This is a genomic window from Moorena sp. SIO1G6 (assembly GCF_010672795.1).
Classification (GTDB): domain Bacteria; phylum Cyanobacteriota; class Cyanobacteriia; order Cyanobacteriales; family Coleofasciculaceae; genus Moorena; species Moorena producens.
In genome coordinates this window covers 155,744-171,496 of the sequence record NZ_JAAHFZ010000007.1, presented here as the reverse complement: position 1 = coordinate 171,496, position 15,753 = coordinate 155,744, and the positions used below count along the sequence as shown (strand labels likewise).

Here is a 15,753-nt window from a genome sequence, read left to right as displayed (position 1 = left end):
CCCGGAGAAACATCAAATGCACACCTCATAGGCACAATACAGAATCTTGATCTTCTCTGCATAATCATGATTATTGGGAAGATAGGGTTGTGGTGGCGAAAGATAGGCTTGTTTTAAAATGCCTTCTGACTCCATCTGTTGCAAGGTAACGTCGAATTTTTTTTGAGAGTGGATATCCTCTCGGTTTGTAAACACCAGATATCCTCCCGGCTTTACTACTCGGCAAAACTCATACAACACATTTGACGTTTCCATATTAGTAAGCACAGCAGTGGAAATGATTCCATCAAATTCATTATCTTGAAATGGCAATGCTTGCTGTATATCTGCTTTATATAAAGCAGTATAAATATTTTTATCCCTAGCAATGTCTAAAGATTTACCAGAAATATCAACTCCAATTATGGTTTGATAACCTTGTTCTCGAAGAGCTTGTCCAGCAAGTCCCGTTCCACATCCGAGATCCAAAATTTTGCCATCGGTAGCAACAAATTTTGCAATCAGTTCAGCAGCAACCTGATGACCAGCATACTGCCAATTCAAGACTTTATCCTCATACACTTGAGCTAAAGTATCATATTCCTTCTCAACCTCGCTGCTCTCAGTGTTCCATTTATTTGACCACTTTGCTAAGAATTGGGCTTGTTGATTGTTATTCATTAAGTATTCTCTTTAATTTTAACTTTAATTACCTATATTTTAATTTCTACTATAGCATAGCATTAACTGTTTTTCTACAGAAAATAAAAACTAGTGAAAGTGATTAGTTTGAATCAAATGATTGAATAATATACTCTCTGGCATACCATAAATATTGAATACCAGAAACCCAGATCAATGATTGAGTTATAAGTATGAATAACACAGTCAGGTCAGAAAGACTCTCACTTGCAGGTCTTAATGTAGTTAATGTAATTACTGCAATAGTCGTGAAACACAATATTATAGAATTCCAACGATTTTCTAAAGGATCGGAATATCCAAAAATTCGACCTTCTAGTAGTATGTGTAAACCAATAACAATAAACAACCATTGACTTGAAAACCCATAAAGTTTATACCAATAAAGCCCTACCAACGGATAACCAATATATACGGCTTTTAATTTAGCAATAACATTTGCTTCAATCACAATATTATTTAAATTTAATATCTGTCTTACAAATGTTGCTAAAAAGTCTCTTGTCAGAGCTAGAAAAACAAACCATATCGGGAGAATTCCCATCTCAATGCTAATGACATACAAAGCTAGGAAACCTATATAGTCTACAATAGGATCGAAATACTTACCGAAATCTGTTTTTAAGTTCTTGGTTCTAGCTAACCACCCATCAACAGCATCCAATAAAAATGCTATATAGAATAACACACCAATATACAGATAGTATTGAGGAGGAACAAGATACCATGAAACAAAAGCTATAAAAATTAAAATCAATCTAAATAAGGTAATGTGATTCGGTTTAATCACGATATCTATAACTCCTTGATTATTTCTTTGATAATAATTTTCCAGTCAACGGTTGTGGAATCTACAATATTCCACAACCCAAATCTTTCAGGTCGTACTGAAGATAGTTTTTTCAGTCTTTTATAAGTTTTTGATTCTATAATAGCCTCAAATCCTTGTTTTAATTCTAAGCTTATTTCTAATTTTTGACAATAACATAATAACTGCTCATATAAATCAGGTAACTTATATATACATCTTATCTTCATGGCAACTAAAGCACCCATTAAAACTAATTGACCGTGTGACATTTTACTATCTGCTGCATATAATTTCTCAAATTCGTGTTCAGAACGGCTACACCAACTACTATCATTTTTCATTAATAAAGAAAATGAGTAAAGCTGTTTGATTATTTCGATTAATGAGTTTTCATTACGTTTCGTGTATTTGTTTATAAATCGTTCAATTTGATAAAAAGGTGTTTGATCAAATTCCTTGACTTTCTTATCAACTTTTAAGTCCTCCCAAACATTCAATTTTGATAATAATTCACCCAGAGCACTAACCCAAAATTTATGTGGCATGTGCTTAGTTAATAAGGGCAAACAAGCATAAACAGACTGAGGTGCTTTTGATGGATAACTCTGATTAAATGACGTTTCATCGGCCTTTAAGGAACTAAAATTAGATGAAAAACCATCATTTGAAATAGAAGATAACAAAACAGTTAAATAAATTTTATCCCGTTGAGCACAAACTTTTACAAAATCTATGAGACTTCCCCCCCCAAAAACTAAAAAACGTTGACCACTGGCAGGAAACTTTAATTTCTCAATATTTGAATAAATTAAAGGGAATTTTGGTACAATTATCGGGAGATTATTTTTATTAACATGGTCGTAAATGGGAGCAAAACAATTCATGGAATAGACAGTTGGACCTATGACAATACCGTCTATTTTTTCATTTTTTATGATTTTTTCTATGCATTTATCTATCGATTTTTTTGAAATATGTAATGTAGACTTCATAATAAGTTTGACTACTGTTCAACTATCCGTATATGTTTCAAATTCATTATTTCCTTTACCATAACCCCAAGAGGCGAAATAACACTTAACTTTTGAAGATTTACACAAATTCTCTATCCTATCATCAACTAAAACAGCCTGATTATAGTCTGAATGGTTATCTAAAAACTTTTCAATAAAATCTACTTTACCGCCATATTTTACAGAATGACTATAATCAAATACTTTTAGATCGGGTATTTTAATATTGAAATAGTTTTTTAAAATTAAAACATCATCCATATTTTTACGAGTTAGAATAAAATAATCTTTGGTGTTTTTTGGATTTGTCAGTGTTTTTCCATAATCTGTAAGACTATGTAACCCACACCACCAATTTAAATGATGATTTTGATAAAAATTTCTAATTTTTTTGAATTGTTTACTATAACTATCTACTTCTTTTTGATTTACATCTTTACGAATTTTGTGAAAGTCTTTTATAGTTTGATTTTCTAAGGCTTTAAATAAACAATATTCATCTGCATCTGAGTAAATAAGATGACAATTATTTTTATATAATTCTTTATGTTGATTATCATGAAGAGGTTTGTCGATACCATGATATGCAAGTACGCCAATGTGATACCATTCTTCAAGAGAATCTACGATTACCCCATCAAAATCTAAAAAAATAGCTTCCATTTTTTACTGCGAAAAAGACCTCTCCAAAACTATAAAAAATATGTGTGTAGCTCCAAAAATTAGGAGCTAGCATTTTAAATTTATATTCCCTGTTAATTCTTAAACAAGCCATGAAAACAATCCAGCAGACGGTCTAGATCACTCGGTTGGATATCGCCCATATTAGCTATCCGGAAAATCTGGTTTTTGAGTCCCCCCTGCCCCGCATAAATCACAAAACCGGATTCTTTGAGCGTGTCATGGATTTGGTCATAGCTGTAGCCTGGGGGCAATTTGAAAGAAGTCAGGACACAGCTATAATCCTGCACATCCAAGAGCGGTTTGATCTCGAGATTTTGCAGACTTTGCAAAATCTGCTGAGCACGCTCAGTGTAAGAGCTGTTTCTAGCCGACTGTCCCCCCATGTCCTCCATTTCCTTGAGAGCCTCCTGGAGCCCATAAGCCACCTGTACTGCTTGGGTAAAGGGCGAATAGCCCCTTGCCTGCTCTTGATGATAGCGATAGAGATCTAAGTAAACGGTCCCAGCGGCAGAGGGGCGAGTTTCGAAAATGGATCGCTTTACCAACACAAAGGATAGACCAGGCACACCATGCAAGCATTTATTGGCCGTTGCAGCACAGGCTTCTAAATTCCAAGGGGCAAACTCAATGGCCTCAGCCCCAAAACTGGAAACACTATCAAGTAGCAGTGCGACATTGTAGCGCTGACATAGTTGACCCAACTGAGCCACATCATTGAGCCGTCCAGTGGTGGTTTCGTGATGAACGGCAATCACATGGGTAATGGCTGAATCCTGGCTCAGGCAGGTTTCAACCTCTTTCAGGTTCATTGGCTCGTGCCAGGGAGCCTTGATCACCTCCAGGGACTTACCGTGAGCCTTGATCATTGCTGCCATGCGTTCACCATAGACCCCATTTGTTACCACTAAAGCCTTGCCATCCTGAGGCACAAGGGTTGATAGCATTGCCTCTACGGCACAAGTGCCGGAACCGGTAAGTAAAATCGCTTCATAGTCCTCAGCGGCTGCGGGATACACCTTGGCTAGGCGGGCTTTGATATCTAGGGTCAGCTCAGCAAACTCAGGTTCACGATGGCACAGGTCTGGCTGGAGTAAGGCACGGCGCACCCGCTCGCTTAGGGTAACAGGGCCAGGGTTGAGTAAGATGGTCCGGTTCATGTTGATGTAAAGCTTAGAGTTTGGCTGGATTGAGATCGAATCAAGGTGTGATTACGGCGATTTGATAAACTGCCGTAAACGTTGAGCAACTTCTAGGGGGGTAATGTGGGGCCGAGGTAATTTTTCAGGAATACCAGGCTTAATCTTGGCGTGAATGAACATTAATTCCTCGGATGGGTCTTGGGTCAAAGCTTTCACCTCTTCAGGGGTTGTGGCTACAGCAACTTGTTTGTAACCACAGGCTTTTGCGATCGCACCAAAATCAATGGAGGCCGACACCGTGGACTGTCCCCCTGTGGATTCATGGCGCTGATTGTCTAGGAGAATATGCCGCAAGTTGGGCGGACGTTCATAGCCAACGGTGGCTAACGCTCCTAGGCGCATCAAAGCGGCACCATCGCCATCGACCACAATCACCCGACGGTGGGGCTGAGCCAGGGCCATGCCCAGGCCGAGACTGGAGATACATCCCATGGAACCAACCATGTAAAGTTGATTAGCTTGGTCCTGAATGGCATACAATTCCCGACCGGTGTAGCCCGTAGTGGCCAACAGAATGTCTTCAGGCCCAGTTGCAGCTTGGATGGCTTGCAGCATGTCACGACGGGTGAAGGAGGGGTTCTGTGGAAGGGGGAGAGCCTCAGCAGGGGTGATCGAGAGGGGCTTGACGGTTAATTGAGAGCTTAACTGGCAAGATTCTACCGAACCCTTTTGCATCACCAGGGCATAGGGCGTCTGATGCTCCTGCATATGGGCAACTGCCCGGTCTAGAGTCGGCTCAACCTGGTCTATTTCCGTGGGAAAAGGTTCCCATGGCACCTGGATTAGATCTAGCAATTGGGGAGTAATGGCTCCCATCAGCTGGTGCTGGGGTTCGTCCGGTGCCCCACCGGGTTGTCCTCGCCAGGTCACAATCACCAAGATGGGAATTTTAAAGGTTTGATTCAGAGAAGTGAGGGGATTGACAGCGTTACCAAACCCCGAATTCTGAAACATGACCACACTGGGCACTCCAGCCAACTCGGCACCGGAGGCGATCGCCACGGCATCCCCTTCATTGGCAGCCCCCACATAGCGGAGATGATCAGAGTCAATCACAGTGTTAATAAAAGATTTGAGGTAGGAGCAGGGCACCCCTGTGTATAACCCAAACCCCTTTGCCTGAGCCGCTCGGATAAAGTCTTCGGATTTGATCATCTAGAAACTTCCAGCCTTGAACAGATCTTCGACTTGATCGATATCGAGCCAATGCCCTTTGATATAAAGCACATGTACCCGATGGCCATGGCTGATCAACCCATTAATCAGAGTTGGCATTCGTCCCTGTTGCCGCACCTGCTCTGACTGGAGCAGATTATTAAGGGTATCCCGTAATTTCTGCTGCCCCTGTTGGGACACTTTCAGCAATCCGGTCCATATGCCACAGATTTCGCCCTCGGGCAGGTCAGGGGTGATTTGCTGTAGATAAACATGTTGATAAAATGCCTGAGTCGAGTCGGGTAGAGAACAGGCAACGTAATCGGGTCGGATCTGCTCGGCTTGGCGGTGCTGACTCGAATCTATAATGACCACAAAGTCATGATCAACCCCTGACAGCATTTGCAGAATGTACTTCTTGAACAGAACATCACCGTAGCCAATGATCCAATCCTGTCCATCCTGGGGCAACTCCTGCAAGCCTCGACTCAGGGAAACGAGTTCACCTGTGGTGTCATAGTCGTCGTTATCTACATAATCGAGGCCAGGTAAGTTGACAACTTCCTTTTTGTAGCCACGCACCACAGTGATGTCTTGAATACCGACATTGTGGTGCTCTTCCACAATCCGTGATAGCAGGGGTTGACCGTGCAGATCTACCATGCACTTGGGTTTATCTTTAGTGAACTCACCCAATTCAATCCCGCGCGAGGCGGCTAGCAGAATCGTGCGGATCCCAGCAGCAGCGTTCTGGGGTAAATAGCGCTGCTCCGCTTCCAGGTGTTCGGCAACCCCTTGAAGCCGGAAGATCTCAGACACAGGGACGATCTCGTCTTCAACATTCAGCAGGTTCTGCTCTAGCATTAACCTCTGAGCCACCTTTTGGGTCATGGTAACGGAAGCTCGGAGCAGGTGATTCGCCCAAATGGCGATAGAGAAGCCAGCATCCCTAAAGACTTCAGTCGGTGTTGCGTAGTACTTGGTCGGTACAATCACCACTGGCGAGCGATCGCCCCACTCCCGTTTGAAGGCCAACACTTCATCAGGCACATGCAAGGAGCTGTGGATCAAAATGCCATCCGCTCCGGCATCGTAATAGGCTTGGGCTCGCCTTAATGCTTCTGAGAGCCCCCAACCGGCAATAAACGCTTCTACCCGGGCAATCAGGACAAAGTCATCATCACTTTGGGCATCTTTAGCGGCCTTGATTTTGCCGCAGAACTCGTCCATGTCAGCCAGGGGCTGAGCTGTGCCCTTAATAAAGCTATTGGTTTTGGGGAAGAGTTTGTCCTCAATACAGACACCAGCGACACCACGCTGCTCTAATTTTTTGACCAAGCGTTGCACATTGTTAAAATTTCCGTAGCCCGTATCCCCATCCAGCAGAATTGGGATAGAAGTGGCATCGGACATGAACTCAACTACTTCCAAGACTTGAGTCCAACTTGCTTCGTTGTTATCACGCACACCCAACTGGGCAGAAATGCTGAGGCCACTGCCCCAAATGCCCTGAAAGCCTGCCTCTTCAGCAATCTTAGCGCTGATTCCATCATGGGCCTCTATCAGAAACTCTAACTGATTAGAGTTCAGCAGTGTTCTAAGTTGTGTAGTTTTTCTAGGTTGTGTAGTTTTTCTAAGTTGCGTTGCTTTTCTAGGTTCTGTCGTTTTTATAAATTGTGCTGTTGTTTTCATTTGGCATCCTAAAATTGCAACAATGTTTGACTAAAGCGGTCTAGGGGATAGGCAAGATTTTCATCTTTGTTAAGGATCTCAATCGATCATGAGCCACTCAAAACACAGTTAACTCAGGATTAGCTCTCTAATCCCTGATGCTGCTGTCGGCTCATAGCCTTTCAGCACTACTTGACTAGCAGTGTTTAGAGACATGACAAGCTTACCTAGCTCCCAGCCCTTCCATGGTGGGGAAGAAATCAGGGGAGTTAGGGAAACCAGTGCAAAGGCTCAATAGCCTTATCTAACGACGTTTAACGAACCTTTAAACTAAATTTAAAATAATTTTAACCTTTTTTGTGCTCAATGAATATCGCTTCGGATCGTGATCAGGTCCTAGTGCGACATTCAAACGATGATTCCAAATCCTGCAAACCTTTAAAACGTCTTGCCCGTATCCTCTTTTGAGATACCTCTCGGCCTGGTTGGGTCCATAAATCTTAAAATTGTAGAATTGAAACTCTCGCAAAGGAAAGATCTCATCGAGATCTGGATACTGAGGATGTCCCCCTTCAGAGGGCAATCTCCTTTGGTCATAGATATAAATTTCAATCCCGTCAGTTATTTTGTAAAGATTTTTTTCGATCTTTCTAAAGTAGAAACCATGATCATTGAGGAGAGTTTCTAAAGTAAATAATTTCTGGAAATCTGCCTCTGTCATCTCAATATCAATGTCATCATCCCAGGGAATGACTCCTTCGTGTCGCAGAGCACCGATTAAAGTTCCTGAAATAGCCCAGTAAGGGATATGATGCTGTCTAAGGAGGGAATCAAGGAACTGGAAATCTTGGCGCAATTGCCAATGTATTGGTTTTAATTTCTCAGCCAAAGCAACCACCATGTCTGCGATTGTCCCTGTCATTTTTGACTCAATGCCCTTCTCGATGGCATAGTTGTAATCCGCGATCGCTTCAGCAAGTCCTTCTTGTTTTGTCAGCGCCTCGTGGGGTTGCGCTGATAACACATCTGACTCTAGCGCAAGGGCTTGCTTATAAATGGTGGCTGCTTCTATCACTTGACGGGCACAGCGATCAATTTCTTCTAATTCCTGGGATAATATCTGAGCAGACAACAATAGGTACCACAGCTGCTCGTGAAATTCCTCGCAGTCCGGTTTAATCTTAATCGCTTTTAGGTAACAAGCAATTGATTCGACCCACTCACCTTGTTGCCAGTAGAGCTCTCCCAATGCTAGATAAAGTTCAGGATTATCTGGTTGCAGCTCAATGTTTTTCTGGGTGTTGGCGATTGCCTGTGCTAGATCATCGGGTAGATTTAGCAATGTATATTTTATATTAGTTCCGTCCAGTAATCGCTTCTGCACCTAGGTTTGACTCCTGCTATTGGGCACCTCCATCATAAAGGCTACTAAATTCAAGCAGAACAATGAGGGTGAGAGAGCCGTCAGCCATCATCAGCTGTGAGTTTACCGAAAAAATTGGGTAATCGCGCCCCGTCCTTATAGGACGGCTTTCTTTTTAAGCTAAAACTTGACAGTTTTCACACAGCGTGTTATTTATTAATACTTAAAAATAAACTAAAAAGCTAGATAAATACTATCTAAAAATAAGTAGGCAACGTAAAAAATATGTATCAGATGCATATTGCGTAATTTGGTAAGCACGACTTAAGCGATGCAGCGCCGCCAAAGGGGGTTTCCCCCACTCGCGCTTTGCATCAAGACAACGTCTATGAAAAAAATTAGATTAAAAAAGTATCTATCTATATATAAAAAAAAGGTACGGTGGGGCACACCGAAACCTGGCTCTGAAATGATCTAAACGCTCCGGGAGATTTGTCCTCTACTGTTCCTGGTTACGACCTGGCTCACGCAAGACGAGTCGTTGATCCAAGAATCCCCGTCCTGTAAGAACGGGGAGTGTCAATCCCTGGTAATCACTAAGTAGGATTTTTTAGTGCATCGGTGCGGACAAACACGCTAGTAGTCTGCTTACCGCGCCTTACTTTTATCTCTAGTACCTTATTCACTCCACTATTTTCCACAAGACGCTGTAGTTGTGTAGCATTAGTAACAGGTGTTCCATCAATTTGAACAATTATGTCCCCACGACGCATACCAGCATCAGCAGCTGGTGTATCCGGCATTACTTGAACTACCAAGACACCATTGATTTCTGGTAATAGTAAAACAGAGTTGGGATCATTGTTGTTCTCTTGTGCTAGTTCCGGGGTTAGGGTTGTCATCCGAACGCCGATATATGGATGGACAACTTTTTGTCCTTGGGCTAGTTTGTTGGAAATCTCTTTGACTTTGTTGATGGGAATAGCAAAACCAATTCCCATGGCATTAGCCCGAATAGCAGTGTTGATGCCAATAACTTCCCCTGTAGCATTCAACAACGGACCACCAGAGTTTCCAGGATTAATAGCTGCATCGGTTTGAATAAAGTCTAGTCGCTTGTCGGGAATACCTGCCTGAGCGCTGGAGCGTCCTATGGTGCTGACAATTCCCAAAGTCACTGTATTATCTAGCCCTAGGGGGTTACCAACAGCAATAGCCCAATCTCCAACCTGAACTTGACTCGAATCCCCTAGAGAGACAATCGGTAAGGAAGTACCGTTAATTTTGACAACAGCTAAGTCAGTGAATTCATCAACACCCTTGACTTGACCATTAAACTTGCGCCCATCCTTGAGGGTAACGGTTACTTTATCTGCACTTTCCACAACATGGGCATTAGTCAGTAGGATGCCACTGTTGTCAATGATAAAGCCAGAGCCTTGACCTTGTAAACGTCTTTCTTGGGGAATTTGGGCTGAAAAGTCATCACCGAAAAAGCGCCGGAAGAAGGGGTCATCAAACAAGGGATCGACGCGCCTGGAAACTGTGCGCTCGGTGTCAATACGCACCACTGCTGCTCCAACCCGATTCACCGCTGCTGTTACAAAACTGCTATTACTAGCTTGCTGTGGACTTAGCAGTTGTTGGGCGATCAGTGGCGGAGTTACTGAGTCTGTGCTGGGTACAGGAGCAGCCTTGGAGGGAGATACACGATAAACGCCAACTGTCAATAAGACTCCAAGTAAAATAGCCAAGAGATAGTTACTAATTGAGCGAAGCCAAATCGAAAATTTAGTTGATGACATAGTATTATCGTATTCTTCTGGTTAATTTTGGGGAATACTATTGCTAAGCCAATCCCACGACCTAAAACCCATGGGATTTACTTGGCTTTGGCTAGTGGTTAGTAGTCAGTTGTTGCTGACCCTTAGTGTTAACCCCTAACTCAAGTTTACCTTCCCTGATATTCCTCCCACCCAGAGCCAGGAGTGGGTTTCGAGGCAGATTTGTAGGATTGTGGATTAGTTGCTACAAGCATCTAATCGCTATTTTGAGAGTTATTACTATGACGTTAGTAGTACCTGGGCGAGTTCCAGACGGTGCGACCCAAGGGCGCGAGCAATCCCTCGCGCCCTAGGAGGCGCGCACCGAGAGTGAGAGAGGTTGACCTCAAGGGGTGATCAGCCCTTGAGACCCGAAGAAGTTAAGCTTAATAATTATCAATAATGATATACCCAGGAAGTTGGTTAACCTTGGACTAATAAAACTAATAAAACCGCTATGATCTCGAAAGATAGAGAATATGCCCTGACTCAAGAACTGAATCACAACCATAGTGAACATACCCATGGTCACGTTCATGATGAAGAATCTCTGAGGCGAATTATCAATCGCCTGTCTCGAATCGAGGGGCATATTCGAGGGATTAAGACTATGGTGCAAGAAAGTCGCCCCTGTCCTGATGTTTTGGTACAGATTGCTGCAGTTAGAGGAGCTTTGGATAAAGTAGCACGAATTATCCTGGATGAACATTTAAGCGAGTGTATCGGTCGAGCCGCTGAGCAGGGCAACATTGAGGTAGAAATTGAGGAGTTGAAAGCGGCTTTAGATCAATTTTTACGTTAGCCCTCAGAGGCTCTATGCTGCTCTACAAACTGACGTAGCCTCAGCAAACTTAAGGTTTGACCCCAATTTAATGGTAACAAAGACACCCCTTCTAGGCGAGATTGTACCCAACCATCTCCCCAATACCATTCATGATAACCATCAATTCCCTGACTCAAGAGCAGTCTTAAACAGTTCGACTGAACAAGCTCAACTTTGTGTTGTACTGCTACTGGCCCGATGGAAGAAGTAAAGGTCAATCCTAAATCTAGCTGTTCGGGTAACTCGGAAGATAAATTCTCCGGCCACAACCACTGGTGCAGTTGCGCAGTATAGAGCAGACTCTCCCGGATAACATTTTGTGGTGCTTCGACTTCAATCCTCAGATGACTTTTTTGAAAGATTCCTAGCATTTTGGTTAGATCGTCCTTATTCGTAGGAAATATTTGTAATTAGTGTGAATGAACCAATGGGATAAATCCCGTCTGTTGTTTTAATGCCTCGGCTAAAAGGAGAGGGCAAGCAAGGGACTCGATACTTTCTCGATAATTTGTAAAATAAACATTAATTATATTAAGAAGTGTAAGAGTTTTCTATGGCTGACCAGTTAATTCGCGCCACAGCAGCTTCAGGGGGTATTCGCGCAGTTGGTGTGATTACTACACGCCTGACGGAAGAAGCTAGACAACGTCACCAACTCTCCTATGTGGCAACGGCTGCCCTAGGTCGTACCATGTCTGCAGGTCTTCTGCTGGCTTCTAGTATGAAGCGAGCCGAGTCGAGGGTCAATATTCGGATCAATGGCAATGGTCCACTGGGTGGAATTATGGTGGATGCAGGATTAGATGGTAAAGTTCGAGGTTATGTAGACAACCCAGAGGTGGAACTGCCACCAAATAAGAAGGGCAAATTAGATGTGGGTGGTGCTGTTGGTAGGGATGGTTTCCTATACGTGGTTCGGGATGTGGGTTATGGCTATCCCTATTCGAGTACAGTAGAGTTGGTTTCTGGTGAAATAGGTGATGATATCGCTAGCTATCTGCTAAATTCCGAACAAACCCCGTCAGCGCTGGTGGTTGGTGTATTCGTAGGTGCTCAAGGGGTCACTGCGGCTGGGGGGATTTTAATCCAAGTTATGCCTAAGGCAGCAACGGATGAGGCATTAGTTCAAACTTTGGAATCTCGCATTACCAAACTATCAGGTTTTACACCACTGCTCCAAGCTAACCAGACCTTACCAGAGATTTTTGAACAGTTGCTGGGGGATATGGAGCTAGAGATTTTTCCAGAAACCCAGATGCTGCATTTTAACTGTGGTTGCTCCTTTGACCGGATGTTGGGGGCTCTGAAAATGCTGGGAAAAGAGGAACTTCAGGATATGATAGAAAAAGACGGTGGCGCTGAGGCAACTTGTCATTTTTGCTCAGAGGTCTATCATGCCAATCCCGATCAACTATCTCAATTGATAAAAGAATTGTAAACTCAGTAGCTACTGGACTTCCTACTGTAACTGGAAGATTAGAATCCTGACTTGTAAAGGATTGCAAGAAATATGGATCAGCATATAAACTCAACCAGAATTATAAGAACACTACTATAAGATAGGGTGTAGACTCTATATGTGTAAGGTGGGTAAAATCTCAACAACTGAGGTTGCTGTAAACAACCTGCTGTCTTCCGGTGTAGGGAGTGTGGAAGTGAATTATGACCAGAAATAGAGAATTTCCAGACCGTTGGCCAACCTCAAATGGTTCAAGTTCAGGTAAGTTTAATGGCTGGCAACCTAACCAGAGCCAGCCGGTTACTCAACCGAACGTAAACTATCCTGACCGAGGAAACCCATCGACACAGCCCCCCCAGCAATCAGAAAAATTTGGGGTTGGTCAACCAGTAGCTAACTCTCGATTAAACACAGCACAAACTACCGGTAGACAAGCTCCCTCAGGAAAAACGACTGGAGTAAAAAACCTCTTGCCTCGCAGTTGGCAGTTTTGGTCAGCTTTAGTTGTGTTGCTTTTCGGTAGTGCTGGATTTGCTTCAGCAATGATGTTGTTAAGGTTGCCAGCTGTACCAAACTGCCGTGCTGTGTTTTGGCCAACGGCTTCAGCATCGATGCGCCTATCTTGTGCTCAGGTGGCAGCAAATCAGCAAACTGTCCCCCAGTTGCTAAAAGCGATCGCATTAGTGGATGCCCTGCCCGAAGATCACCCGTTACGCCCACAAGTTAACCAACATATCGAAGAGTGGTCACAGGTAATCCTAGAGATTGGGGAAGCTAAGTTTCAAGCTGGTCAGCTCAGTGAAGCTCTTAAGATTGCTAAACGTATTCCTTCAAAATCCGTAGCTGGCGCGATAGTAGAAAAGCGGGTAAAACGTTGGCAGAAAATCTGGTCGAGGGCAGAGGGAGTTTATGAGCAAGCGGAAAAACAGTTGAGGTTATCAAACTGGAACTTAGCATTTCGCGAAGCAGTACGATTGACCTATGTGGACAATGACTACTGGGCTACGGCTAAGTATAACCAGCTAACGGATAAGATTAAGATGGGACGGGAAGACTCGGCTAAGCTGGATAAGGCTTATGAGCTGAGTAGAAGTGGCAATATAGAGAAGATCCTGGCAGCTATTGAAAAAGCTAAGGAAATCACAGAGCAAAGTTATGCTTACAAAGAAGCTCAGGATTTAATTAAAGACTCTGGCAACAAGCTGGTGGAGATTGCTCAGAACAAGCTAGAGCAAGGTAAGTGGTCCGAAGTTCTTGACATTGCCTATAAACTTCCCGAAACGATTAAAGTACCTGAACTCAAATCGGATTTAATTGACCTAGCTCATGCCCTATCTCGTGCTGAGTCTGGTACAACCTGGGATTTAGAAGAAGCGATCGCATCTGCCCAAAAGCTGGGATCAGAACGTCCCCTATATAAGAAAGGGCAGCAATTAATTAGCCGTTGGCAACGAGAAGTAGAAGATGTGGCGCGACTTGAGCGAGCCAGAACCTATGCTACCTCGGGTTTACCTAGTGACTTAAGACTGGCAGTAGCTGAAGTGGAACAGATCCCTCGTGGTAATCCCCGCTATGAGGAAGCACGGGGCGAAATTCGAGATTGGACTCGTCAAATTCAGCTGATCGAAGACAGGCCATTCCTGGAACGGGCAGCACAACTGGCTAGTTATGGCAGCATTGATTCTTTGCAAGCTGCTGTTCAAGAAGCCCGTAAAATTTCCCGAGGTCGTAGTCTTTACCAGGAAGCTCAAAGTAAAATTAATCAGTGGTCTAGAAGTATCCAGCAGCAAGAAGACCAACCTTATTTAGACCAAGCACGCACTCTGGCAATCCGGGGTGATCTATATGCAGCCGTGGCAACTGCCCAACAAATTAAGGCAGGTCGGGCTCTGTACAATGAAGCCCAAAGCAAAGTCAGAAGCTGGAAGTTAGAACTAGAGGGTCAGCAGCGTTTACGGGAAGCTTACCAAATTGCTGAGGCTGGAACTCCACAAGCCCTAAGAAAAGCGATTCGAGTAGCTAGGCAAGTGCCAACCTCAACCAAATCCCGTAGCGAGGCGAGAACAGTAGTCAATCGCTGGAGTTACAAAATCCTATCCATAGCCAGAAGTCGTTCTGCCTATAACCTGTCTGAATCCATTGCGATCGCAAACATAGTTCCGTCTGGTACTCGCCCTTACCAGGAAGCCCAACGGCAAATTCAATCATGGCGCAAGATTTTAGCCCCACCTCCCCCACCTCCTGTGCCCGTAAGACGACCAAGACCGGTTCCGCCTCCATCTCCCCCACAAGTGGTGATCCCGAAACCAGCTCCCTCCCCACCATCAGTGGTAAAACCATCATCAGTGGTCAAACCGCCATCACCGGTTCGCTCCTTCCCAATTGTGGTTCCACCACCGGAAGTGACCTCACCATCGGGTATCGTCAAACCACCGACTCAGTTAGAGCCGCCCAGGTTTAATCCCCCCGCTGGTAGGAAGATTGAGTTGATTGATGCTGACTCTTAAGAGTTTCCGAGGGTAGTACAACCGGCTAGGAGCAAACCTGTGGAAATTGAACAAAAATGAGCGACGCATTCCCCCACCACGAGAACGCAGGTGGGGGTCAAGGAGCGGCAAATTGTGATATAATTGAATTATCTTGAGTGGTACGGCAAAGGGCAGAACGAGATTCTGAGCAAACTGGAGGCACGACCTCTCACGATAGGGAAATTAAACCTGTTTTTCCTCGCTCTGTCGGTTTATAAACGTCAGACTCTAGGTGAAAGTTTCTAAGCATAAGCCCCACAGCGGAAGCGATGCAGAGGTGCGACCCGTGGCGAATTTAATTCGCCTACGGAAAGCGCACCATTACGGTCTTGGGGAGGCAGCGCGGTCTTGGGGGTTCCCCCCATGAGCGACTGCCGTGGTTTCCCCCACTCGCTATTGCATCAAGACAACGACTTGGGGGAATAGTCCAGCAAAAGTCCTGGCAACAGGCGCGAGAATGCCGCCTGTCGCGAGGGATAAAACCTTGTAATTAAGACGGATACCCACACCATGAAAACTCAGGTGGGGGAAGCATTCAGAATT

General features: G+C 44.1%; 14 protein-coding genes. 4 read left to right on the top strand and 10 right to left on the bottom strand.

Annotated elements, in window-relative coordinates; genetic code table 11:
- Positions 1-12 precede the first annotated feature (12 nt).
- From F6K63_RS09205 to F6K63_RS09165, 9 genes are all read right to left on the bottom strand, one after another.
- A complete protein-coding gene (locus F6K63_RS09205) occupies positions 13-660 on the bottom strand; it encodes a class I SAM-dependent DNA methyltransferase (protein ID WP_287311797.1) in 648 nt (215 codons plus the stop codon).
- A gap of 103 nt (positions 661-763) precedes the next feature.
- Positions 764-1,471, bottom strand: a complete 708-nt coding sequence (locus F6K63_RS09200) for a CDP-alcohol phosphatidyltransferase family protein (protein ID WP_287311796.1) — start codon at positions 1,469-1,471, stop codon at positions 764-766.
- A gap of 5 nt (positions 1,472-1,476) precedes the next feature.
- Positions 1,477-2,484, bottom strand: a complete 1,008-nt coding sequence (locus F6K63_RS09195; protein WP_287311794.1) for an iron-containing alcohol dehydrogenase — start codon at positions 2,482-2,484, stop codon at positions 1,477-1,479.
- Between the two features lie 18 nt (positions 2,485-2,502).
- Positions 2,503-3,168, bottom strand: a complete 666-nt coding sequence (locus F6K63_RS09190) for an HAD family hydrolase (RefSeq protein WP_287311792.1) — start codon at positions 3,166-3,168, stop codon at positions 2,503-2,505.
- Between the two features lie 92 nt (positions 3,169-3,260).
- Positions 3,261-4,346, bottom strand: coding sequence for a 2-aminoethylphosphonate aminotransferase (locus F6K63_RS09185; RefSeq protein WP_071104512.1), 1,086 nt, complete (start codon positions 4,344-4,346; stop codon positions 3,261-3,263).
- A 51-nt stretch (positions 4,347-4,397) separates the two neighbouring features.
- Positions 4,398-5,543 carry a phosphonopyruvate decarboxylase gene (gene aepY / locus F6K63_RS09180; protein WP_287248135.1) on the bottom strand — a complete coding sequence of 382 codons (1,146 nt, stop codon included), beginning with the start codon at positions 5,541-5,543 and terminating at the stop codon, positions 4,398-4,400.
- Complete coding sequence (aepX, locus tag F6K63_RS09175; protein WP_287311790.1) at positions 5,544-7,235, bottom strand: phosphoenolpyruvate mutase; 1,692 nt, start codon at positions 7,233-7,235, stop codon at positions 5,544-5,546.
- A 304-nt stretch (positions 7,236-7,539) separates the two neighbouring features.
- The gene (locus F6K63_RS09170; RefSeq protein WP_287311787.1) at positions 7,540-8,556 is read right to left on the bottom strand and encodes a LicD family protein; all 1,017 of its coding nucleotides are present in this window, start codon (positions 8,554-8,556) and stop codon (positions 7,540-7,542) included.
- Between the two features lie 617 nt (positions 8,557-9,173).
- Positions 9,174-10,382, bottom strand: coding sequence for an HhoA/HhoB/HtrA family serine endopeptidase (locus F6K63_RS09165; RefSeq protein WP_287311784.1), 1,209 nt, complete (start codon positions 10,380-10,382; stop codon positions 9,174-9,176).
- Positions 10,383-10,857: 475 nt separating this feature from the next.
- On the opposite strand from F6K63_RS09165, the gene F6K63_RS09160 reads away from it, so the two are divergent.
- The gene (locus tag F6K63_RS09160) at positions 10,858-11,202 is read left to right on the top strand and encodes a metal-sensing transcriptional repressor (RefSeq protein WP_008177474.1); all 345 of its coding nucleotides are present in this window, start codon (positions 10,858-10,860) and stop codon (positions 11,200-11,202) included.
- Here the strand turns inward: F6K63_RS09160 and F6K63_RS09155 are convergent.
- Positions 11,199-11,594 (bottom strand): hypothetical protein, encoded by a 396-nt coding sequence (locus F6K63_RS09155; RefSeq protein WP_287311782.1) that lies wholly within the window; start codon positions 11,592-11,594, stop codon positions 11,199-11,201. The genes F6K63_RS09160 and F6K63_RS09155 overlap by 4 nt on opposite strands.
- A 182-nt stretch (positions 11,595-11,776) precedes the next feature.
- Between F6K63_RS09155 and hslO the strand changes: the two genes are divergently transcribed.
- The 3 genes from hslO (at position 11,777) to F6K63_RS09140 (ending at position 15,577) form a co-directional block, all read left to right on the top strand.
- Positions 11,777-12,661 carry an Hsp33 family molecular chaperone HslO gene (hslO, locus tag F6K63_RS09150; RefSeq protein WP_287311779.1) on the top strand — a complete coding sequence of 295 codons (885 nt, stop codon included), beginning with the start codon at positions 11,777-11,779 and terminating at the stop codon, positions 12,659-12,661.
- 224 nt (positions 12,662-12,885) lie between these two features.
- Positions 12,886-15,189, top strand: a complete 2,304-nt coding sequence (locus tag F6K63_RS09145) for an AAA family ATPase (protein WP_008177481.1) — start codon at positions 12,886-12,888, stop codon at positions 15,187-15,189.
- Between the two features lie 253 nt (positions 15,190-15,442).
- The gene (locus F6K63_RS09140) at positions 15,443-15,577 is read left to right on the top strand and encodes a hypothetical protein (RefSeq protein ID WP_267871959.1); all 135 of its coding nucleotides are present in this window, start codon (positions 15,443-15,445) and stop codon (positions 15,575-15,577) included.
- Positions 15,578-15,753 lie beyond the last annotated feature (176 nt).

What these genes read in the sequence shown, in the direction of transcription:
- F6K63_RS09205 (WP_287311797.1), bottom strand. Translation starts at nt 660, where the DNA reads ATGAATAACAATCAACAAGCCCAATTCTTAGCAAAGTGGTCAAATAAA.
- F6K63_RS09195 (WP_287311794.1), bottom strand. Translation starts at nt 2,484, where the DNA reads ATGAAGTCTACATTACATATTTCAAAAAAATCGATAGATAAATGCATA.
- F6K63_RS09190 (WP_287311792.1), bottom strand. Translation starts at nt 3,168, where the DNA reads ATGGAAGCTATTTTTTTAGATTTTGATGGGGTAATCGTAGATTCTCTT.
- F6K63_RS09185 (WP_071104512.1), bottom strand. Translation starts at nt 4,346, where the DNA reads ATGAACCGGACCATCTTACTCAACCCTGGCCCTGTTACCCTAAGCGAG.
- aepY (WP_287248135.1), bottom strand. Translation starts at nt 5,543, where the DNA reads ATGATCAAATCCGAAGACTTTATCCGAGCGGCTCAGGCAAAGGGGTTT.
- aepX (WP_287311790.1), bottom strand. Translation starts at nt 7,235, where the DNA reads ATGAAAACAACAGCACAATTTATAAAAACGACAGAACCTAGAAAAGCA.
- F6K63_RS09165 (WP_287311784.1), bottom strand. Translation starts at nt 10,382, where the DNA reads ATGTCATCAACTAAATTTTCGATTTGGCTTCGCTCAATTAGTAACTAT.
- F6K63_RS09160 (WP_008177474.1), top strand. Translation starts at nt 10,858, where the DNA reads ATGATCTCGAAAGATAGAGAATATGCCCTGACTCAAGAACTGAATCAC.
- F6K63_RS09155 (WP_287311782.1), bottom strand. Translation starts at nt 11,594, where the DNA reads ATGCTAGGAATCTTTCAAAAAAGTCATCTGAGGATTGAAGTCGAAGCA.
- hslO (WP_287311779.1), top strand. Translation starts at nt 11,777, where the DNA reads ATGGCTGACCAGTTAATTCGCGCCACAGCAGCTTCAGGGGGTATTCGC.
- F6K63_RS09145 (WP_008177481.1), top strand. Translation starts at nt 12,886, where the DNA reads ATGACCAGAAATAGAGAATTTCCAGACCGTTGGCCAACCTCAAATGGT.